This window comes from Bartonella sp. AA86SXKL, from assembly GCF_042196885.1.
Window position 1 is genome coordinate 50,088 of sequence record NZ_JBHIRE010000008.1, and the last position, 23,570, is coordinate 73,657.

13 protein-coding genes and 1 pseudogene are annotated in these 23,570 nt (G+C 37.3%); 6 read left to right on the forward strand and 8 right to left on the reverse strand.

What is annotated here, in order from left to right:
- Positions 1 to 39 precede the first annotated feature (39 nt).
- Complete coding sequence (gene glmS, locus ACFIO5_RS05195) at positions 40 to 1,863, forward strand: glutamine--fructose-6-phosphate transaminase (isomerizing) (protein WP_375633178.1); 1,824 nt, start codon at positions 40 to 42, stop codon at positions 1,861 to 1,863.
- A gap of 391 nt (positions 1,864 to 2,254) precedes the next feature.
- Here glmS and recG read toward each other — a convergent pair whose 3' ends face one another.
- Complete coding sequence (gene recG / locus ACFIO5_RS05200; RefSeq protein WP_375633177.1) at positions 2,255 to 4,363, reverse strand: ATP-dependent DNA helicase RecG; 2,109 nt, start codon at positions 4,361 to 4,363, stop codon at positions 2,255 to 2,257.
- Between the two features lie 402 nt (positions 4,364 to 4,765).
- Here recG and dnaE point away from each other — a divergent pair, with 402 nt between their 5' ends.
- Positions 4,766 to 8,233 carry a DNA polymerase III subunit alpha gene (gene dnaE, locus ACFIO5_RS05205; protein WP_375633192.1) on the forward strand — a complete coding sequence of 1,156 codons (3,468 nt, stop codon included), beginning with the start codon at positions 4,766 to 4,768 and terminating at the stop codon, positions 8,231 to 8,233.
- A 191-nt stretch (positions 8,234 to 8,424) separates the two neighbouring features.
- On the opposite strand, the gene ACFIO5_RS05210 is transcribed toward dnaE, so the two are convergent.
- Complete coding sequence (locus ACFIO5_RS05210; RefSeq protein WP_375634469.1) at positions 8,425 to 9,672, reverse strand: FAD-binding protein; 1,248 nt, start codon at positions 9,670 to 9,672, stop codon at positions 8,425 to 8,427.
- 52 nt (positions 9,673 to 9,724) lie between these two features.
- Positions 9,725 to 9,973: a zinc-finger domain-containing protein gene (locus ACFIO5_RS05215; RefSeq protein ID WP_375617781.1), complete on the reverse strand. Its 249-nt coding sequence runs from the start codon at positions 9,971 to 9,973 to the stop codon at positions 9,725 to 9,727.
- 325 nt (positions 9,974 to 10,298) lie between these two features.
- Between ACFIO5_RS05215 and ACFIO5_RS05220 the strand changes: the two genes are divergently transcribed.
- Positions 10,299 to 12,479, forward strand: coding sequence for an RNA degradosome polyphosphate kinase (locus ACFIO5_RS05220; RefSeq protein ID WP_375642982.1), 2,181 nt, complete (start codon positions 10,299 to 10,301; stop codon positions 12,477 to 12,479).
- A 6-nt stretch (positions 12,480 to 12,485) separates the two neighbouring features.
- Positions 12,486 to 14,003 carry an exopolyphosphatase gene (ppx, locus tag ACFIO5_RS05225; RefSeq protein WP_375633174.1) on the forward strand — a complete coding sequence of 506 codons (1,518 nt, stop codon included), beginning with the start codon at positions 12,486 to 12,488 and terminating at the stop codon, positions 14,001 to 14,003.
- A gap of 277 nt (positions 14,004 to 14,280) precedes the next feature.
- Here the strand turns inward: ppx and ACFIO5_RS05230 are convergent.
- A pseudogene (locus ACFIO5_RS05230) lies at positions 14,281 to 14,465 on the reverse strand (helix-turn-helix transcriptional regulator).
- A 646-nt stretch (positions 14,466 to 15,111) separates the two neighbouring features.
- The gene (gene rnd / locus ACFIO5_RS05235; RefSeq protein WP_375617784.1) at positions 15,112 to 16,266 is read right to left on the reverse strand and encodes a ribonuclease D; all 1,155 of its coding nucleotides are present in this window, start codon (positions 16,264 to 16,266) and stop codon (positions 15,112 to 15,114) included.
- Positions 16,267 to 16,398: 132 nt separating this feature from the next.
- On the opposite strand from rnd, the gene aspS reads away from it, so the two are divergent.
- Both aspS and parC read left to right on the forward strand, forming a co-directional pair.
- Positions 16,399 to 18,192 (forward strand): aspartate--tRNA ligase, encoded by a 1,794-nt coding sequence (gene aspS / locus ACFIO5_RS05240; RefSeq protein ID WP_375636836.1) that lies wholly within the window; start codon positions 16,399 to 16,401, stop codon positions 18,190 to 18,192.
- A gap of 774 nt (positions 18,193 to 18,966) precedes the next feature.
- Positions 18,967 to 21,216, forward strand: a complete 2,250-nt coding sequence (gene parC / locus ACFIO5_RS05245) for a DNA topoisomerase IV subunit A (protein WP_375705135.1) — start codon at positions 18,967 to 18,969, stop codon at positions 21,214 to 21,216.
- Positions 21,217 to 21,555: 339 nt separating this feature from the next.
- Here the strand turns inward: parC and ACFIO5_RS05250 are convergent, their stop codons facing one another.
- From ACFIO5_RS05250 to ACFIO5_RS05260, 3 genes are all read right to left on the reverse strand, one after another.
- Entirely contained in the window at positions 21,556 to 22,812 is a 1,257-nt protein-coding gene (locus tag ACFIO5_RS05250; RefSeq protein WP_375655007.1) for a multidrug effflux MFS transporter, read from the reverse strand.
- Positions 22,813 to 22,883: 71 nt separating this feature from the next.
- Complete coding sequence (gene grxD / locus ACFIO5_RS05255) at positions 22,884 to 23,216, reverse strand: Grx4 family monothiol glutaredoxin (protein ID WP_015856495.1); 333 nt, start codon at positions 23,214 to 23,216, stop codon at positions 22,884 to 22,886.
- 98 nt (positions 23,217 to 23,314) lie between these two features.
- Positions 23,315 to 23,548 carry a BolA/IbaG family iron-sulfur metabolism protein gene (locus tag ACFIO5_RS05260; protein WP_005773427.1) on the reverse strand — a complete coding sequence of 78 codons (234 nt, stop codon included), beginning with the start codon at positions 23,546 to 23,548 and terminating at the stop codon, positions 23,315 to 23,317.
- Positions 23,549 to 23,570 lie beyond the last annotated feature (22 nt).

Consider the following 23,570-nt stretch of genomic DNA (forward strand, 5'->3'; position numbering starts at 1 on the left):
ATAAGATTTAAATCTTAAGATGAGGGTTGGAGCTTTTTAATGTGTGGAATTATTGGAATTCTTGGAAAGAGGTGTGTTACGTCCTTTTTGGTTGAGGGGTTAAAACGTCTTGAATATAGAGGGTATGATTCATCTGGGGTGGCAACAGTCCATAATGGGCATCTTTATCGTGTACGTGCTGAGGGGAAGCTTGTTCATTTAGAAGAAAAATTAAAAAAAACACCTCTGGAGGGAAGTTTAGGGATTGGTCATACCCGTTGGGCTACGCATGGAATTGCTGTTGAACGCAATGCGCATCCCCATGTGACTGAAAAGCTTGCGATTGTTCATAATGGTATTATTGAAAATTTTGTAGAATTGCAAAAGGAACTCATAGAGGATGGTTGTATCTTTGAAACAGAGACGGATACGGAAGTTATTGCACATTTAATAACGCGTGCATTAAAAGATGGTCTTTCTCCGCAAGAAGCTATGCGTACTAGTTGGAAAAGGCTGCAGGGGGCTTTTGCTATTGCTCTTATTTTCGAAGGTGAAGATAACCTTATGATTGCTGCTTGTTCTGGTCCACCTCTGGCAATTGGTTATGGAAAAGATGAATTTTTTGTGGGTTCAGATGCGATTGCTTTGGCACCATTCGTTGATTATATTAGCTATATGGAAGATGGGGATTGGGCTGTTCTCACACGGGAGGGTGTTACAATTTATGATGCTAACAACCAACCGGTAAAACGTCCTGTGACGACATTACTCGAAGGGGCTTTATTGATTTCTAAGGGTAATCATCGTCATTTTATGCACAAGGAAATGTTTGAACAACCTGAAGTGATTTCTCATAATTTGGCGCATTATCTTGACCTTGGAAATTATGTCGTTAGACCGCTTGAGAATTTGATTGATTGGAAAAATATTCATCGGCTTCTTTTTGCGAGTTGTGGAACGGCTTATTATTCAACCTTAGTTGCGCGCTATTGGTTTGAGAAATTTGCCGCTTTAAGTGTTGATAATGATGTTGCTTCGGAGTTTCGTTATCGTGAACCTCCTATAACGTCTGATGTGTTATCGCTGTTTGTTTCTCAATCTGGTGAGACAGCTGATACATTGGCTTCTTTGCGTTATTGTCGTGAGCGGGGTGTAAAAACAGCAACAATTGTGAATGTAGAGCAATCAACAATGGCAAGGGAGGCTGATTTTATTCTCCCAACACTTGCCGGACCGGAAATAGGTGTTGCTTCAACAAAAGCTTTTACCTGTCAATTGGCAACGCTTGCTTCACTCGCTCTTAGTGCTGCTAAACAACGTGGCTATCTCTCGGCTCAAATGGAAAAGAAACTGGTTCAACAGTTGGCAGAAGTTCCACGTATTTTAAATGAGGTCTTAAAATTAGAGAGAAAAATTGAATGTATTTGTCGTGATTTGGTGAATGCAAAAAGTGTTCTTTATCTGGGACGTGGAACTTCTTATCCGATTGCTTTGGAGGGAGCTCTTAAACTGAAAGAGCTTTCTTATATTCATGCTGAAGGTTATGCGGCAGGTGAATTAAAGCATGGACCAATTGCTCTGGTGGATGAGACAATACCCGTTATTGTTGTTGCACCTTATGATCGGTGGTTTGAAAAAACTTTTTCTAATATGCAAGAAGTGGTAGCGCGTAATGGTCGTATTATTTTAATAACCGATAAAAAAGGAGCAGAGGTGGCTTTTCTTAAGACTTTATCAACGATCACTTTGCCAGATGTTCCAGAATTTATTTCTCCTATTATTTATGCACTCCCTGTTCAGTTAATCGCTTATCATACGGCTGTTTTATTAGGAACAGATGTTGATCAACCCCGTAATTTAGCAAAATCAGTCACGGTTGAATAAAAGTATATTTTTGAATCTTTTGAAGAATAATCAAGTGTAAGAAATTGATTTATAATAAAGCTTATTTTTCCATTTTTCTCTGTTGAACGAGAATGCTGTAGACAGTTTTTTTCTTTCTCAATCCTTTACGATAAAACAAAAAATATCTTCTTACCTATCAAAAAATGGATCAGCTATGTGAACATAATGGTAAAAAAAGACGCAATATTGCTTCTACTGTTTTAATGCAAGAATAATTCAGATTGAGAGAGAAGATAGTGCTGTTGATTTATTATTCGTTCATGAAGCATAAAGATGGTAAGAGACTGCGTAGATCATTTATGGGTAATTCTAAGAGAGAAAACCATATTTAAACAGAAAAGTATTTAAGTTTTTTATTAGAGGGTCTTTATTATCCTGCTCGTAAGAGGCGTGCAGCATCGTTGTGTCCGAAAAGATAAAGGAGCAACCGTAAAGCTTGTCCTTGCTCAGAAGAAAGATGAGGATCGCGTTGTAAAAATAAACGAGCATCTTTTCTTGCCATTGACAAAAGATCGCTATGAACAGCAAGGTTTGCTATATGAAATTCTGGGACTCCGGATTGTTTTGTACCTAAAAGCTCTCCTTCGCCTCGTAGGCGCCAATCTTCTTCAGCGATTTCAAAACCATCTTCTGTATTGCGGATAATATTAAGGCGTGTTGCTGCTGTTTTAGTCAGTGGATCTTTATAGAGCAAAATGCAGGAAGATTTTTTATCGCCTCGTCCTACACGTCCACGTAATTGGTGCAATTGTGAAAGGCCAAAATGTTCCGCGTGTTCGATGATAATGATCGAAGCATCTGGAATATCTACTCCCACTTCAATGACTGTGGTTGCAACTAAAATACGTGTATTTCCACATTTAAAAGATGCCATAGCGGCTTCTTTTTCTGCTGTAGACATTTTTCCATGGATCATACCAACGTGTGCTCCAAAGCACTCATGGAGAAATGCAAAGCGGTTTTCAATTGAAGTGAGATCAAGAGCTGTCGATTCCTCCACTAAAGGACAAATCCAATAGAGCTTCTCTCCTTTTTCTAATGCAATTGCGATTCTCTCTATAAGCTCATGAAGACGTTTCAAAGAAAGCGTTGCTGTTGTAATGGGTTGTCGTCCCATTGGTTTTTCGGTAATTTTAGATACATCCATATCACCAAAAGCTGTTAAGACAAGTGTGCGCGGAATGGGCGTGGCGGTCATAACCAGCATATCAGCTTTATTACCTTTTTCTGTAAGAGCGATACGTTGATGGACACCAAAACGGTGTTGTTCATCGATAATGGTTAAAGCGAGATTATTATAAGTAACACTGTTTTGTATGAGAGCATGGGTTCCGATGACAATAGAAACTTGACCTGACAGAATATCATTCACGATATTTGTCCGCAATTTCCCTTTTTCTCGTCCTGTTAAAAGCGTTGTTTGTAATCCGACCTTTTTGGCAAGAGGAGCGATGGTGGCAAAATGTTGCCTAGCAAGCACTTCAGTTGGTGCCATTAAAGCTGATTGTCCTGAATTTTCAGCAATTTGTGCCATTGCCATCAATGCAACAACAGTTTTTCCTGCGCCTACATCACCTTGAAGTAGTCTTAGCATCGGTTCTGGTGAAGCAAGATCATTTGCGATATCTTCTACTGCTTTTTTTTGTCCGGTTGTGAGTTGAAAGGGGAGGATATTGAGCAATTTTTTAGTATAAATTCCTGTTGATGGTCGAGAAGTGCCAACAAGAGATTTAGTTTTCAAACGCACGAGTCCTAGTGCCAATTGACAAGCGAGCAATTCATCATAGGCAAGACGTTTGCGTGCTGTACTTTCTAAGGATAGATCATTGGGGTTAATGGGCGCATGGATACGGCGTAAAGCAACAGAAAAAGAAGGAAAATTTTGCTGCTTTTTTACATTTTCATCTATCCATTCTGGTAGAAGAGGAATAAAATCAAGAGCGTTTTGTATGGCGCGTCTTAGTGTCTTTACAGTTAGTCCTGCAGTAGAGGGATAGACAGGTTCGATGAGAGGTATCTGATTTGATTGTTCGCTTGGGGCAATATAGTCTGGATGCGCCATTGAAAGCTGTCCATTAAACCATTCAACTTTTCCTGATATAATGACTTTTTTTCCTTCGGGGAGTTGTTTTTTTAGCCAAAGAGGTTGAGCATGAAAAAAGACTAAATTTATTTTTCCTGTCTGATCATGGGCAATAACACGATAGGGAATTCGGTTGTGACCACGGGGTGGTGGTTGATGCTGATCGATGATAATTTCGAGCGTAACAGTATCTCCTTCTTTTGCACAAGTAATGTTGGGACGCATTCTGCGGTCTATAACGGAATGGGGCATTAATTGAAGAAGGTCAATAAGGGTTGCTTCGCGTTGTGTGGGATTAACATCTAAGAGTTTGGTCAATAAACCATAGACTTTAGGTGTAATACCAGAAAGAGTTCGGATAGAATTAAAAAGTGGGGTAAGAAGACTTGGAGGCATGAGCAAATTTAACCTGCCCTTTTTGTTTTTTCTAGACCTTTAGAAGAGCTTTTTGGGGATAAAGTCATAAAGAGGAGGTTGCTTTATTTACACATTGAACTTTAGGAAGAGAAATTAATATTTAAAGAAAAATACAATTAAATGGTCAAAAATTAAAGTGCTTAGATGAGGTATATTGTTTTTCTTTTTATTTTAGGTGTTTATTTGCTGTGAATAGAAGCATTTTCTTGATAGAACTCTCTTATAAATATTAATAAAATTGGGATATTGCTCCTATGTAGGATGATGAATTTATAGCTTTAAAGTTTGATGATAAACAGAAGTTTTTTCTTTTATAAGGGCTGCTGTTTAGCATTTATTTTGTAGTGGGAAATTGTGAGAGTGGTAAAAAATAAAATGCAAATGCAAGAGAACAAAAATTCTCTTCCTCGCTTTATTCATTTGAGAGTGCATTCAGCTTATTCCTTGCTCGAAGGGGCTTTAAAAATCCCCCAAATTATTCAACAGACGATTTCAGATCATGCACCAGCGGTTGCTATTACCGATACCAATAATTTATTTGGTGCTTTGGAATTTTCACAGCATTGTCTTTCTCATGGGGTCCAACCTATTATTGGTTGTCAGCTTACTGTTGATTTTTGTGATGAAAATGATCATTCACGTTTGGCTAAATGGCGTAATCCTTCTGATTTTTGCTCTATTGTTCTTTTGGCAGCTAGCGAAACCGGTTATGCTCATTTGGTTCGTCTTGTGAGCCGTGCTTATCTTGATAAGTGTGATACTGATCCTCCTCATATTAAAGCTGATTGGTTGTCAGAACACAGTGAAGGAATAATCGCTTTAACGGGTGGAAAGGGAGGACCTATTAATCTTTCTTTGGCGGAAGAGAAAAAAGAACACGCTGTTGAGCGCTTAATTTATTTGAAAAAATCTTTTGCGGATCGTCTTTATGTGGAGTTACAACGGCATAGTTCTTATGACCGGAGTGTAGAAGCTGATCTTATTGAATTGGCTTATGCGCATGAAATTCCTCTTGTTGCAACGAATGAAGCCTTTTTTCTGAAAAGAGAAGGGTATGAAGCGCATGATGCGCTGATGGCTGTTTCAGAAGGACAAATTGTCTCTAATCCAGATCGCAAACGTGTGACGCCAGATCATTATTTGAAGTCACAAGATGAAATGGTTACACTGTTTTCTGATCTTCCAGAAGCTTTGGAAAATAGTGTTGAAATTGCATTGCGTTGTCATATTGCCTCGCCTCTTCGAAAACCGATATTGCCTCGTTTTATAGAACAATCTGTTAATTCAGAAACTACTTTAGAAATAGAAGATAGTGAGTTGTTAAATCAGGCTAAAGCTGGTTTGAAGATGCGGCTTGAAACAATAGGGTTGGCTGAAGGGTATACGATTGCAGATTATGAACAGCGGCTTGATTATGAAATTTCAGTTATTACGCGTATGCAATTTTCTGGATATTTTCTTATCGTTTCAGATTTCATAAAATGGGCAAAGGTTCATGACATTCCCGTTGGACCAGGACGGGGTTCTGGTGCTGGTTCACTTGTTGCTTATGCATTGACAATTACTGATGTGGATCCCTTGCGGTTTTCTCTTCTCTTTGAACGTTTTCTCAACCCAGATCGTGTTTCGATGCCAGATTTTGATATCGACTTTTGTCAAGAGCGGCGCGAAGAAGTTATTCAATATGTTCAAAAAAAATATGGACGTGATCAAGTTGCTCAAATTATTACCTTTGGTAAGTTACAGGCACGTGCAGTTTTGCGTGATGTGGGGCGTGTTTTAGAAGTTCCTTATCGTCAGGTGGATTATCTTACAAAATTAATTCCTGCCACGCCAGGAAGTCAGGTAGAATTAGCTGATGCTATTAAGGATGAACCTAAATTTGAAGAGGAAAAGAAAAAAGATCCCGTTGTTGTCCGCACATTAGATATAGCACTTCAGTTGGAGGGACTTTATCGTCATGCTTCAACTCATGCTGCTGGGATTGTTATCGGAGATCGTCCACTTTGGGAGCTTGTCCCGATGTATCGTGATCCTCGTTCTGATATGCCTGTTACACAATTTAACATGAAATATGTGGAACAGGCGGGGCTGGTAAAATTTGATTTTCTTGGATTAAAAACGCTTACTGTTTTGAAAATGGCAGTCGATTTTGTTGCCAGAAAGGGGACTAAAATAGATTTATCAAATATTCCTCTGAATGATGAAGCAACCTATGCTATGATGGCACGTGGTGAAACGGTTGGCGTGTTTCAGGTGGAAAGTTCTGGTATGCGCAAGGCGTTGATTGGAATGAAGCCAGACCGTATTGAAGATATTATTGCGCTGGTTGCACTTTATCGTCCAGGTCCAATGGAGAATATTCCAACCTATAATGCACGCAAACATGGGGAAGAGGAAATTTCTTCTATTCATCCTAAGATAGATCATCTGATTAAAGAAACACAAGGTGTTATTGTCTATCAAGAACAGGTGATGCAGATTGCTCAGGTTCTTGCTGGCTATTCGCTTGGAGAAGCTGATTTACTACGTCGTGCTATGGGGAAAAAAATTCATGCTGAAATGCAAAAACAGCGTACGCGTTTTATCAATGGAGCTGTTGCAGGTGGTGTGGATAAAGATCAAGCTGATATTATCTTTGATCTTTTAGCAAAATTTGCCGATTATGGTTTTAATAAATCGCACGCTGCTGCTTATGCAATTGTTTCTTACCAAACAGCTTATATGAAAGCAAACTATCCCGTTGAGTTTTTAGCTGCTTCAATGACATATGATATGACGAATACAGATAAGCTCAATGATTTTCGACGCGAAGCATTAAGGTTGGGTATTGAAGTTATTGCACCTTCTATACAAACATCTCATCGTGTTTTTGAGGTTGGTGATAACAGTATTTATTATTCTCTTGCTGCCATTAAAGGTGTGGGAGAAACTGTTGTAGATCATATTGTTTCTTGTCGTGGGAATAAGATTTTTAAGGATTTGGAAGATTTTTGTGCGCGCGTTGATCCTCGTATTGTTAATAAGCGTGCGATGGAAAGTTTAGTTTGTGCTGGTGCTTTTGATTGTTTTAACATTGCACGTGAGGTTTTATTAGCCAATCTTGGAACCCTTCATGCGCGTGCACTTCGTATTCTCGATGACAATTCTAGCGGGCAGGTTGATATATTTGGAATGGCAGGCGGATTAAAAGAACCATTGATTTTATCGCAAACAACCCCTTGGTTGCCGGCTGAGAAACTTTATCGAGAATTTCAAGCTATAGGTTTTTACTTTTCTGCGCATCCTTTGGAGGAGTATCAAGCTATTCTGGACAAAAAACGCATTCAGACTTGGGGTAATTTTGCCAATGCCGTTAAAGGGGGAGCAACAGCTGCACGGCTTGCTGGAACTGTTGTGGGAAAAAGCGTGCGCAAAACAAAATCTGGTAAAAAAATGGGAATTATTCATTTTTCTGATACAAGTGGACAATATGAAGCAGTTCTCTTTTCTGAGGCACTCTCGGATTATGAAGAGATGCTAGAACCCGGAAAATCTTTTATTATTACGGTGAGCGCAGAAAATCGTTCTGAAGGAGTTAGTTTGCGAATTGAAACAATTCAGTCTTTGGAAAATGAATCATTACAACAGCATAAAATGATGCGTCTCTTTATAAAAACAGTTGATATGCTTCCACAAATTGAACAAAATTTAAATCTTGGGGGGAATGGAGAGGTTGGGCTTATTTTAATTCAAGAGGATGAATTGCGAGAAGTCGAAATTGCGCTTCCTAAGCGATATAAGGTAAATTCACATGTCGCAAATGCTATGAAATTAATTCAGGGTGTTGTTGATGTAGAATTGAGTTAAAGAAAGATTAAAGATGGGAGCTGATTTTGAGTGGTGTTTTTGCTTTTAGGAGAGCTAAAAATTGAGCTTTTAAAATCGGATTGTAGATTTCGAAAAATATTGCTTTTATTTGAGTAAATTATGATATTTTTTAGTGTCATAAAATTAAAAAAATCTCGTTCTTTCGTAATATTCAAAGTGCCGGAAGAATTTTATAAGTTTTTATCATTATTTTTTATAGAATTCATCGCATCATACATGTAAAGCCAATTGAGATCTGACATAATGCTCTCTGGTGTACGAATTTTCATCATGAGATTGCGTGCAATTGCTATGGGACCGGTTGCGTGATAGGCTAATCTATTGAAATCTGCGCGTTTTTTTACTGCTGCAATACGGGGGGTGCGTATTGTTTCGTAAAGCGAAAGTGCTTTCGTTAATGAAAAATCTTTCAATGAAAGTGCTTTTGCTAATGTGGCGGCATCTTCGATTGCCATAGCGGCACCTTGTGCTGCAAAAGGTAAGGCAGCATGTGCGCAATCGCCAACAAATACTTGTCTCTCTAAACCGATAAAACGATTTTGTTTCATTTGAAAGAGTGGCCAATAGCTCCATTCATCAATATGATCAAAGATTTCTAAGATTTTTGAATTCCAATCTTTAAAAAGAGATTTGAGTTTTTCTTTATCTCCTTTATGGGCCCATCCTTCTTTTGAATTTTCTCCATGCGTAATGGCGACAAAATTAAAAATTTTTTCTGACGATTGAATGGGGTAGACAACAAGATGATTTTTTGATCCCATCCAAGCCGTAATTGTCTTCATATTTTGCAATGAAGAACGAAAGTTTTGAGGAAGATTATCAGATGTTGTTGTTGCACGCCAAGCAATAAAGCCACTAAAATTTGCTTTTTCATGAAAAGGAGATTGTTGCCGTAATGTTGACCAAACGCCATCACATCCGATCAGGAGGGGCGTTGAATAAAGCTGTTCTGTTGCCGTATCTGTTTTTATTGTCGTGATTTTAATGTTGCTTGCAGATTGGGTAGAAGATAAAATCGTTTCGCCTGCTTTGTATTTGATCAAAGGATTTTCAATCACTGCATTATATAAAATTTTTTGTAAAGCCGCGCGGTGAATCGTCAGATAAGGGGCTTTCCAATATTTTTCTGTTAGATTAATAAGATGAGCCCGTAGATGTATTTTTAAAGATAATCCATCTTTTAACTCAAAAAAATGTGGGATTGTCGCGACTTCAGAGAGTTTGTTAAGAAGTTTCCAGCGAGCAAGAATAGATGTTGCATTTGGTGTCAGTTGAATACCAGCGCCTATCGTTTCAAGTTGCTTACACTTTTCGATAATGGTGCTTGCAATTCCTTTATGAGCGAGTGCTAAAGCGGTGCTTAAACCAGCAATTCCTCCCCCAACGATGATGGGTGATTGTTCTACAAATGATTTCATATTAAACAAGCAGAATTAAAAGAGTAGTTATTAAGAAAGCCAAAAAACGCAATTATAATAGCTTTTCTGGATTATATAAGCATCCTGTTGGGTTTGTTTGATTGTATGATAGTGAGGGAACATAACGATAAAGGGTTGAGCAGTAAGGGCAAATTTTCTCATCTGCTGTTCCCATGTCGATAAAGATATGAGGATGATCGAATGGTTGTGTAGCGCCTACACACATAAATTCTTTCACACCAATTTCGATTGTTTTATATCCAAGGTCATTTTGAAAATGAGGAATGTTGTGATCAGACATGGCGTACAAACTCCAGAATAAATTTTCTCATCAGCTATGATTGGGCTCTTCTATTTTATAGGCGTGAGTTTGTAATAAAGCGTAGAATAATGCAAGCTGCTTTTTAAGACAAATTTCTCTTCTTTTATGCTATATTAGAATAGTTGTTTTACTTTTAGTGCTTTGCGCATAGCAATAATTCCAAGTATTTTAAAATATTAAATGGAAAAATGATGAGGGAAGTTAGGCATTGATATATTATTATGATGATAACATATTATCAAATATTATGTGAGATATTTCGTCAGGGATTTTAGAAAATGTAAAAGAAAATTATTTAGGATATATGGAACAGAGGGTGGTAGATAAAATTTCTATATCGAATATAACAATGAAAAATCCGGTACGGTTTATTAATCGAGAGTTTTCATGGCTACAATTTAATAATCGTGTTTTGATGGAAGCGGCTAATTCGAAACATCCTTTATTAGAACGTCTACAATTTCTTTCTATTTCAGCTGCAAATCTTGATGAGTTTTTTATGGTTCGTGTTGCAGGACTAGCAGCTCAAATTCGTGCTCGCGTTACAGCGTGCAGTGCAGATGGGCACACTCCACAGGAACAACTTGATATTGTATTAGCTGAGATTTCAAAGCTGCAGGCTCACCAACTACGAGAATTAAATGTTTTACGTGATGAATTAAAAAAGAATGATATTGAAATTATTTGTTCTGATGATCTTTCAGAAATTGAAAAGTCATGGCTTGAAAAATATTTTCTTGAGACAATTTTTCCTGTTTTAAAACCTTTGCCTGTTGATTCTACTCATCCTTTTCCATTTATTCCTAATTTAGGGCTTTCTATTGCGCTTCAATTGTCTGGAGAAACTGATCAGAACTCACACACAGTGTTGTTGTCTATTTCAATGCTTTTAAGGCGTTTTATTCTTCTTCCTCAAGAAGGCAATCATTTTCGTTTTATTGCATCCGAAGATGTTATTTGCCTTTTTATTAAATATGTATTTCCTAACTATGAGGTTAAAGAAATTGGTACATTTAGAGTAATCCGAGATAGTGATATTGAAGTAGAAGAAGAAGCTGAGGATCTTGTTCATTTTTTTGAAACTGCTCTTAAAAGGCGGCGCCGTGGGCAGGTTATTCGAGTTGAGTTTGACGCAAAAATGCCAGAGAGTTTACGCCAATTTATAGCGAATAGTCTCGCTGTTCCTGATAATTGTATTAATGTTCTTGATGGATTTTTAGCGCTTAATACGGTATCAGAAATTGTTTCTATTCCCCGTGATGATCTCAAATTTATTCCTTATATTTCTCGTGTTCCAGAATGTATTCGTGAACATAAAGGAGATTGTTTTGCGGCTATTCGTGAAAATGATATTGTGATTCATCACCCCTATGAGACATTTGATGTTGTTGTCCAATTTTTACGTCAAGCTGCTTGCGATCCTGATGTTGTGGAAATCAAACAAACACTTTATCGTACATCAAATGATAGTCCAATTGTTGGCGCTTTGATTGAAGCAGCTGAACAGGGAAAGTCTGTGACTGCTTTGGTAGAACTTAAAGCACGTTTTGATGAGGAAGCAAATATTCGTTGGTCCCGGGATCTTGAATGTGCTGGGGTTCAAGTTATTTTTGGTTTTATTGCATTAAAAACGCATGCTAAGATGTCATTAGCTGTGAGACGTGAGGGAAAACGTCTTCGCTCTTATGTTCATCTTGGGACAGGAAATTATCATCCCATTAACGCTAAAACTTATACCGATCTTTCTTTTTTTTCCACGGACGATGATATCGCTCATGATGTTGCGTTATTGTTCAATTATATTGCGCAATATGAGCGTCCAAATGAAACAATGAAGATTGCTTTTTCACCCTTAACATTGCGTGGTCGTATCTTAGAGCATATTGAGGGAGAAATTGTTCATGCACAACAGGGAAGGTTTGCTGCTATTTGGATGAAAGTTAATGCATTGGTTGATCCTGAAATTATTGATGCTTTATATCGTGCCAGTCAAGCAGGGGTGCAAATTGATTTGGTTGTGCGGGGGATATGTTGTTTACGTCCTGGTATTCTAGGAATTTCGGATAATATTCGTGTAAAATCAATTGTCGGGCGTTTTCTTGAACATAGTCGCATTTTTTGTTTTGGGAATGGTCAAGATTTGCCTAATGAAAATGCACTCGTTTACTTAGGCTCTGCTGATATGATGCCTCGTAATTTGGACTATCGTATTGAAATATTGGTTCCGGTTTTTAATAAAATAGTGCGTCAAAAAATTCTTTTACAGATTATGTTAGCTAATATCATTGATAATCAACAAAGCTTTGATATACTTAAGGATGGAACATCAAAACGTATTACACCGCAGATAGGTGAAAGTCTATTTAATGCGCAGGAGTATTTTATGGCCAATACAAGTTTTGCGGGGGAAAATGAGTCTTTTGAGTCTTCTGTTTCGCGCTTGGTTGCGTTGCATCGGCAACGAGCCGAAATACATAAAGACTAAAATCCAATGACATATAGAGATGCTCAAGGTCGGTTAAAAGGGCGTAAGCCTGTTGCTGTTATTGACATTGGCTCAAATTCTGTTCGGTTGGTTATTTATGAGGGGCTTGTTCGATCACCAACAGTTTTATTTAATGAAAAGATTCTTTGTGGTCTCGGTCATGGTGTGGCGAAAACAGGATTTTTAGAAGAAAAATCGATGAAAATGGCGTTGCAAACACTGAAACGGTTTCGTACGCTTTGTCGACAGATTGGGGCAGATGAGGTCTATACTTTAGCAACAGCAGCAGCACGAGATGCACAGAATGGCGTAGCATTTATTCAGCATGCTGAAGATATTTTGCAAAATAAAATATATCTTCTTTCAGGAAGTGAAGAAGCTATGTATTCAGCATATGGAGTTGTGTCTACTTTTTATCAACCAAAAGGTATTTCTGGGGATCTTGGTGGTGGAAGTCTTGAGCTGATTGATATTGATCATTCTGATGTTGGTGAAGGGATAACGCTCCCATTGGGTGGTTTAAGGCTACAGTATATGTCAAATAATGATAGTGCTGTAGCTACAAAAATTGTACATGAGCAATTTTATAAATCGTCTGTTGTTCGTACTCGTAAAGGTATAGCACGTTATTTTTATGCAGTAGGGGGGACATGGCGTAATTTGGCAAAACTCCATATGGCAATGAAACACTATCGGCTTCCTGTTATGCATGGCTATGAAGTTGATGCTGTTGAAATGGAGAACTTTTTACGTCTTGTAGCACGTGGCAATATTGATAATATGAGAGGGATTGCAGCGGTTTCTCAGAACCGTCGAAAACTTTTATCTTATGGAGCAATAGTTCTTATTGAACTCATTCAGTGTATGGAGTTTGAAAAGATAATCTTTTCTGGTGCTGGCGTTCGTGAAGGTTTTCTTTATTCACGATTGCCGCAGGCGATTCGACTTTCAGATCCTCTCATTGCAGCATGCACAGAAATGGCTATTTTACGGGCACGTTCACCAAAACAAGCAGAAGAACTCATTGATTTTACGACGAATGCTTTTGAAGTTTTTGGAATTTCAGAAACGGAAAATGAATGCCGTTATCGTCAAGCCGCTTGTCTTCTTGCGGATATTGGTTGGCGTATACATCCAGATTATCGAGGTAATGAAGCAGCAAATCAAATAGCTTTAGGATCTTATCCAGGAATTTCTCATGAAGGGCGCCTTTACGCGGCGCTTGCTGTTTTTTTTCGCAATACGAGTTTATTGGTTGATAAAGAATCTCTTCCCATTTTTCAATTAGCAACTCAAAATATAATTAAAAAAGCACGTATTCTTGGCGAAACTATGCGTATTGCTCATCTTTTCAGTGCTTCTGTTGCAGGAATTTTACCTCATTTATTGTGGCATAGAAAAGCAGATCATATTATCCTGCAGATCCCAAAGAATTACGCTGGATTATTAGGAGAACGTCCTTTTGGACGATTACAGAAGTTATCAAAAATAATAAAACAACCTCTCGCTTTTGAAATTTTTTGATTTTTTTCCTAATTTATTCGTGTTTTATGTCTTATAATATAGGGCTATTGACGAGGGATAAACTAGGTAGCCTATCATCATGAGCTGGACAATAGGACTTGTTCCATAACGCGCCCATGCTAGACACCACGCAAAGCATTTGTTAATGCCTGAGCATTCATAAAAGAAAACATAATTTTTTATTCTGTTATTTGCGTCACAGGATGGATTTTTCACTTCATAAGCTTCATGTGAAAATGAAAAGTTTTGTCCATTTTTACGTGAAAAGGTTTTCTTTTTATGCTGCGTCGTTATAATGTTTCTGTTTAGCTTGCTCGATTATCTTGATAAGATTCGATTGTAACCAACGCGATAAAAAACAAGTTTTAAAGATTTTGGGAGAGATCCATTGGTTACATGACGCTGGAATGTTGAAATACTCATATGAAACAGTTTTGCACTTTTACGGTCTGTCAAAAGAATATCATTTCAGTCATTATAAAATCCTTTCAATATAAAAAATAGAAATAAATCATAACTATTTATTAACCATGATTTTTGAATCCTTTGAAAGGTGTTTATTTTATAAAAAGCAGCGCTTTATCATATAATTTCTTATGTGAAACTTTATGAGTCTTATTGAGATGAAATGAGAGAATCTTACGATATTCGGAGGTCTAATTCAATATAAATAACGCTAGATTATCGTTAGAAATCAATATATTGCTTTTGTTAGGTATTTTAGTTGTTATGCTGGCTTGTTTTTGATTGTTAGATTGCAATCTCGGTAGTTTTTTAATATGATATGGTGACGTGAGGCATTATATCTTTGTTTGTTCCTATTTCTAGGCTGCTATTTTTGTAATGAATGTGCTTTTATATCAGAACTTTTTCTTTTCAAAACTTTTAAATAAGGAGCTGTTTGTTTTTTTAGATTATTTTTAATGGGATTGCTATTTGATTGACCTGATAAAGATTTAGCTATCATTTTAATAAGAGTTTACTATTTAATTTTTTAACTTTGTCAGAAGTAGGCTTTATTTATCCTATTTCCGTTGGCCTATAGGGTATACCAATTGATGTAGATAATGAGTAGCATATAATGGATTTTTCAAAATGAAAATGTAAATTAAAGCTGTTTTGTGTTTATTTTTCCATCGTTACAGTAAAACCCTATCTGGCCCTTTAGCAGTTGTTCGGCTTTTTGTCCAAATATTTCATAGCGCCAGCCATTCATAGCGGGAATATTTTTCTTTATTCCTCCATTGGCAATTTTTTCTAAATCATTAGATGTTGCAATAATTTTAGGGGCAATGCTGTTTTCATTTGCAACAATTTTTAATAACACTTTGAGCAGATCGATAACAGCGGCTGTCGTATCATTGAGTGGATTATGTTTAGGAATGGGGGGTAAAGTAGAAAGATCTACCTCTAATCCTTCGTGGACAGCTTTGATTAATGATTGAGCAATTGAGAGTTTATCCCAATTCTTATTAAGACTGCGCAACCGTTTTAATGCAGATTCATCTTTTGGTTGTTGGGTTGCTATTTCTATAAGACATTCATCTTTTATGATATGACGACGTGGCATATTGTATTTTCGTGCTTCACGTTCCCGCCAAGCTGCTATCTTTTGTAATACAGCAAGTTCACGTGGCTTTTTAATTTTTCCTTTCACTTTTTTCCATGCTTCATCTTCTGGCATATCATAGGTTTTAGGATTTAAAAGGATTGTTATTTCATCGTTCATCCAGTGAGCACGTTGATTTTTTTCTAACCTTTTTTTCAATAACAGGTAAACATCTCTTAAGTAAGTTACATCGGCAAGTGCATAGAGCAGTTGTTTTTCAGACAAAGGGCGGTAACTCCAGTCTGTAAAGCGGGAGGATTTATCAAGATGATGCCCCGTGCAGCGTTGTACAATTTGATCATAGGAGATAGAATCACCAAATCCACAAATTGATCCTGCTATTTGCGTATCAAAGAGAGGGGAAGGAATAACACCTCCAAGATGATAAATTGTTTCAATATCTTGGCGCGCAGCATGAAAAACTTTTACAACTTTTTTATCGATCATAAGGTCAAAAAAAGGTTGTAAATCAATATTTGGTGCTATGGGATCAATCAAAACTGTGACATCTGGTGATGCGAGCTGGATTAAACACAGTTGAGGCCAAAAAGTTGTTTCGCGAATAAACTCAGTATCGACTGTTACAAAATCAGAGGTACGTAGAGCGTTAAGTGCAATTTCAAGATCTGTTGTTTGTGTAATAAGATTCATCATTTTATTATAATTCGATAAATTAAATTTGTGCTTTATTGACTTTATTTCTGAGTTTTTATTCTCATATCTTGACAAATGGTTATTAAAAAGCGTTTGTAGCGCATGTGAATATTATAATCAAAGGCAAAAAACATGCACCGTTATCGCAGTCATCATTGTGCGGCTCTTCGTAGATGTGATGTAGGAACACAAGTTCGTCTTTCGGGATGGGTTCATCGTGTTCGTGATCATGGAGGAATTCTTTTTGTAGATTTACGTGATCATTTTGGAATCACACAAATTGTTGCTGACCCTGCTTCACCAGCTTTTAAATTTATTGAAAAAGTGCGTTCTGAATGGGTTATTCGTGTGGATGGGGAGGTATGTGCTCGTTCTGATGAGGTTATTAATGCAACGCTTCCAACAGGTGAGATTGAAATTTTTGCACAAGAGGTAGAAATTCTTTCAAAATCTGATGAGCTTCCTTTACCGGTTTTTGGTGAGCCTGATTATCCAGAAGATATTCGATTAAAATATCGTTTTCTTGATTTGCGTCGGGAGACTATGCACAAAAATATCATGCGTCGGACTGAAATTATTGCGGCTATGAGACGGGCTATGCAAAATAATGGTTTTACGGAATTTACGACGCCACTTTTGACAGCTTCATCGCCGGAAGGAGCGCGTGATTTTTTGGTTCCAAGTCGTGTTCATCAGGGGAAATTTTATGCGCTACCGCAAGCACCACAGCAATATAAACAGTTGTTGATGATGTCAGGTTTTGATCGTTATTTTCAGATTGCTCCATGTTTTAGAGATGAAGATCCAAGGGCCGACCGTCTTCCTGGTGAATTTTATCAATTAGATGTTGAAATGAGTTTTGTTGAGCAAGAAGATGTTTTAGCAACTATGGAACCTATTATGCGTTCTATTTTTGAAGAATTTGCAGATGGAAAAACTGTGACACAAAGCTTTCCTCGCATTTCCTACGATGAAGCAATGCGAAAATATGGTTCTGATAAGCCTGATCTACGTAATCCGATCATTATGGAAGATGTTTCTCAGCATTTTTATAATTCTGGTTTCAAAGTTTTTGCTCAAATTTTAGCGAATGATGAGAATGCACAAGTGTGGGCTATCCCAGCTAAAACGGGTGGAAGTCGTGCTTTTTGTGATCGTATGAATGTATGGGCACGAGGCGAGGGGCAACCAGGACTCGGCTATATTTTCTGGCGTGAAGAAGAAGGAAAATTTGAAGGAGCAGGGCCTATCGCCAAAAATATTGGTGAACAGAGGACTGAAGCAATCCGTATACAGCTTGGACTTGAAAGTGGGGACGCCTGTTTTTTTGTAGCTGGCGATCCAAAAAAGTTTTCATCTTTTGCCGGAGCAGCACGCACAAGGGTAGGGGAAGAATTAGATCTTCTTGATAGAGATAGTTTCTCTTTGGCGTGGATTGTTGATTTTCCATTTTTTGAATGGAATGAAGATGAAAAAAAGATTGATTTTGGACATAATCCTTTTTCCATGCCTCAAGGGGGAGAAAATGCTCTTGCCTGTCAAGATCCTCTTACTATTAAAGCCTTTCAATATGATCTTGTTTGCAATGGTTATGAAATTGCATCAGGTGGAATTCGTAATCACTTACCAGAAATGATGCTTAAAGTTTTTGAACTTGTAGGACTTTCTAAGGAAGTTGTGAAAGATCGTTTCGGTGGTCTTTATCGTGCATTCCATTATGGGGCTCCGCCACATGGTGGTATGGCTGCGGGAATTGACCGCATCATTATGCTGTTGCAAGGTGTTAAAAATTTGCGTGAAGTTGCTTTATTTCCTATGAATCAACAGGCGCTTGATCTTTTGATGAGTGCTCCGTCTGATGTTTCTCCTACACAATTACGTGATTTAGGAATCCGCATGGCTCCTACTCACAAAAATAGCTCATAAAGTTGATAATGGATTGTTTTCATCTTTTCTACGTAGAGTGAAGTTTTGATGCCTCTCAAGAGCATCGGTGTGTGTGTACTGTTTGTAAAATTTAGATAGGCAAAACGCTATTGTTTAATTTTTTACGAGGCATTTTTATTGCTTGTTTCTATAGAGACTCTTCTCCTTGTGATAGGTGAGAAAATAATTATGATTGCTTGATCATGAATAAATTAGAAATGAAAGAATTCTATAATATTCGGGAGTCTCATTTTATTTGAAAAAAAATAAATTATCTTTACATGTCAATACATTATTTATTTTTTTATTGAAGTTTTTACAACGTTGTAGCAGAGAATTGTGTCTCTTCGTTTTTATGAGAATAATGTGATTTTCCATTCTATCGACTTACTCTGAAAAGCTTAAATTTCATAAGCTTTGAACATTTTTTTAGTTTTTCATAGAAAAACTGAAGGGGATTGTTATACAATTTATCTGTATAATAAAAGATGATGTTTGAAAGCTGCTTTTGTCATTCCAGAAAAGATGAAATAACTCTTTGTGGGCAGTTAAATTATCGTCGGATTTGACAAAGCTTTCAATAAATTACTTAGGGCAAGGGGGAAGGATATGTATAAATTTTTCAAATTGATATAATTTTCTATTCATGTTCTAATTGCAGCGTTTGTTTTTATGTAATTGACTTTTAATAAAAAAGCCGACTCATAGAAGATTTCATTAAATAAATCCTATAAAATAATTTCTTATTATTGTGGGAATTGTTGTTTTAATACTATGTCTGATAAAATGAATTTACCTTTTGATAAAGAACATATTGAACCAATAGAATTACGTTCTGCTTTACAGGAACGTTATTTGGCTTATGCGCTTTCTACGATTACGCACCGTGCATTGCCTGATGTACGTGATGGATTGAAGCCGGTCCACCGGCGGATTGTTCATGCGATGCGTCTTCTCAAACTAAATCCTGGACAGTCTTATGCGAAATGTGCGCGGATTGTCGGTGATGTCATGGGAAAATTTCATCCTCATGGGGATGCGTCTATTTATGATGCCTTGGTGCGCTTGGCTCAAAGTTTTGCTGTTCGTTATCCGTTAGTTGATGGGCAAGGCAATTTTGGTAATATTGATGGTGATAATGCTGCTGCCATGCGTTATACGGAAGCACGTATGACTGAAGTGGCTGCATTGTTACTTGAAGGTATTAATGAGAATGCTATTGATTTTCGTTTAACCTATAATGAGGAAGATGAAGAGCCTGTTGTTTTACCAGGAGCTTTCCCTAATCTTTTAGCAAATGGTTCTTCTGGTATTGCTGTTGGTATGGCAACATCTATTCCCCCCCATAATGTTGCTGAGCTTTGTGATGCAGCACTCCATTTGATTGCGCATCCCGATGTAAATGATGAGGAATTAAATCAATTTGTTCTTGGTCCTGATTTTCCGACGGGGGGAATTTTAGTTGAACCTAAAAAAAGTATTGAGGAATCCTATCGTGTTGGGCGTGGATTTTTTCGCTTGCGTTCACGTTGGCATCAGGAGCCTGGTAGCCGTGGTTCTTATGTGATTGTTGTGACTGAAATTCCCTATCAGATTCAAAAGTCACGTCTTATTGAAAAAACAGCAGAGTTATTGCTTGCACGCCGATTGCCAATGCTTGAGGATATCCAAGATGAATCAGCAGAAGATATCAGAATCGTGCTGGTTCCTAAAAATCGGTCGGTTGATCCGGAGCTCCTCATGGAGTCTCTTTTTAAATTGACTGACTTTGAAGTAAGATTTCCCCTTAATCTGAATGTTTTGTCTTTGGGAAAAATACCTAATGTCCTTTCTTTGCGAGAAAGTTTGAAGCAATGGCTTGAACATCGTCAGGAAGTGCTTATTCGTCGCTCTCATTATCGGCTGGATCAAATTGATAGCCGATTGGAAATTCTTCGTGGATATCTGATTGCCTATTTAAATCTCGATGAGGTCATTCAGATTATTCGTGAAGATGATGAACCGAAAAAGAAGCTGATTAATCGGTTTGAATTAACAGAAAATCAAGCTGAAGCTATTCTTAATATGCGCTTGCGTTCTTTGCGTAAGCTTGAGGAATTTGAAATTCGTAAAGAATTTGAAAGTTTGAAAGCTGAAAAAGAAAAACTAAAGAATTTGTTAGCTTCTCCTATAAAACAGTGGAAAATAATTTCAGAAGAAATCAAAAAAGTTCGAAACACTTTTGGTCCTGAAACACTCTTGGGGAAAAGACGTACGACGTTTGAAGAGGCACCAAGACATGATCTTGATGATATTCAACAAGCAATGATTGAAAAAGAACCGATTACTATTGTTATTTCTGAAAAGGGGTGGATGCGCGCTTTGAAGGGACATTTGACCGATTATAAAGCACTTTCTTTTAAAGAAGGAGACAGTTTAAAGTTAGCCTTTCCAGCATTTACGACCGACAAGATTGTGCTGATCAGTACGGGGGGGAAGTTTTTTTCTATTGGTGCAAATAATTTACCTGGAGGGCGGGGACATGGTGAACCTATTCGTCTCTTAGTTGATATGGATGATGAGCACGATGTTCTCACAGCTTTTGTGCATCACGCCGAGGAAAAATTGCTTTTGGTTTCATCTCACGGTAATGGTTTTATTGTTTCTTCTGCAGAAGTGATCGCCAATACACGAAAAGGAAAGCAAGTGATGAATGTGAAAGCTCCTGATAAGGTAAAGCTTTGTGTTCCGGTAAATGGTGATCATGTTGCTGTAGTCGGTGAAAACCGTAAAATGCTTATTTTTTCTATTGAACAAATACCAGAAATGAATCGCGGTAAGGGTGTTCGTTTACAGCGTTATAAAGAAGGTGTTGTTGTTGATGCCAAGACTTTTAATTTATCAGAAGGCTTAAGTTGGCAAGATACAGCTGAACGAATCTTTAACCGTCAAGCTGATGATCTCATTGAATGGATGGGAATGCGTGCGGGCGTCGGGCGTTTGGTTCCAAGAGGATTTCCAAAATCAGGAAAATTTATCAATTAAATGTATTTTATACACGGGAAAGTTCCCTATGGTTTTATGATTGTGTAAGATATTAATTTATAAAGATAATTTATTATTTTTATATTGAACGAAAAACCTAAAGCGTAAGTTTTTTCTATTTCGATCTTGTTCAGGTTAAATCAATCAAAACTGTTTTTTAACATTACAGCATTTATAGGTGCTGTCGTGAAATGATTTGATATTTCGAGAGTTGTACCTTTAAACAAACAATGTGAATGTTTAACACAAGAGTGTTCTATTTGGAGATGTTTTATTTTGTCTGATAGGTTTATCTTCTTATTGTTCAAGAGAGATGTTATTAATCTTTCGTAGTAATATTTATTCGTTAGGATTACTATGATATTGCCTAAAAAGATGACCACGTTCAGCCCATAAGACGAGAAGTATGGCAGTGAGACTCAGAAAGAAAAATCCTGCTGAGTTTGGGATGGTTGTTTCATCAAATTGTTGGGCAATAAAAAAGCTGAGTCCTGCACCGATAGATGTTTGAAGAAAGCCGGATACAGAAGAAGCTGTTCCAGCAATTTCCCCCACAGATTCGAGAGCGAGTGTATTGAAATTGGCCATAATGCCACCGCAGGCAAACATCAATATACAGAATAACAGCATGTAAAAAGCAAAAGGAAGGATACCATCTGTTAAGATAGAGCCAATAAACCATACACATGAAGTGATACAAAAGAGCAAAAGCATAGTATGAGCAATACGCCGCATTCCAAGGCGTCCAACGAGTTGAGAGTTCATGAATGATGAGAAAGCCTGAAATGCAGCACCAACTGCAAAGGCAATAGGGAACCAAAGTCCTAGATTATAGATCCCTTCATACGTTTGTTGTGATGTATTAACGGCGGTAAAGATACAGCCTAAAATAATCGAAGTTGCTAGTGTATAGCAAAGTGTTGTGCGATTGGTTATTACAATCCATAAATTATGTTTGACTGAAGAAAAGGAAAGAGAGCGTTGCGCATAAAGAGTTTCCGGCAAGCGGAATTGAATCCAAATCATCAACCCGAAACCAATCATTGCCATGAAAATAAAAATATATTGCCAATGTCCGAGCTGTAAAATGATCTGTCCTGTTGCGGGACCAACCATTGGTGCAACAAGAAAAACCATCATAACAATAGACATAACTTCTGCCATTTTTCGACCACTGTAAAGATCACGTACGACGGAAACTGTAAGAACCCGCATAGCAGCTCCTCCAATACCTTGTAAGATACGCAAAATAAGTAAGAGAGAAAAATCAGTTACAAAGGCACAGCCAATCGCCGTAAATGAATAAAAAGCAAGACCAATAAGAATAAGTTTACGTCGTCCATACCTATCGCTTATTGGACCGAAAAATATTTGAGCAATACCATAGCTAATAAGATAACTCGAAATGATATAATGTTGATCATTTTCATTGAGAACATTTAAACCATCTAAAATATTAGGCATAGCTGGCAGCATAATATCAACAGCTATAGCGTTAATAGCCATGAGCGAAGCAATAAGAATAACAAATTCTTTATAGCCAATTTTTTTTCTAATCGCATCACTATGCGTTTGTTCATCGACTGAATATGACATATGGCATCCTTGAAATAGAAATTTCGTCTGAAAACAGCTCTTTTTAAGAGTCTGAATAAAATGAAAGATACCTATGATTGATTACAGGGAATATTTTTTTCTTTCAAAAGTTCCTGTAACTCATTGTTTTGAAACATCTCTTTAACAATATCACAGCCTCCGACAAATTCACCCTTGATATACAGCTGTGGAATTGTTGGCCAATTTGAGTAATCTTTAATTCCTTGACGCAATTCGTTAGAAGTTAAGATATTAATTCCTTTATAATTCAATCCTAAATAGTCAAGGATTTGAACAACTTGTCCTGAAAACCCGCATTGCGGAGCATCAGGTGTTCCTTTCATGAATAAAATGACGTCGTTTGTTTTAATCTCGTTGTCAATAAAATCATGAACAGTGGTCATTTTTATCCCTCGATATTTCAGATTTTTATAAGTGTGTAATTTATATTCATACTGTTTTTAATCGTATTAAATGAGTGAATGCAAGAAGAAATTTTAGATTATTTTGGGATATTTGTTTGCAACATTAAGGCGTGAAGGTCATTTCCCATATTGCCTTTAAGGGCATCATAGACCATTTTATGTTGTTGAACACGGGTTTTACCACGAAAACTTTCAGAAATAACTTCTGCAGCATAATGTTCCCCATCTCCAGCAAGATCACGAATTGTTACAGTAGCATCAGGAATGCCTTCACGAATAAGCGTTTCAATTGCATGGGCACTCATTGCCATCATTATTCTCCTATGTTGTTCA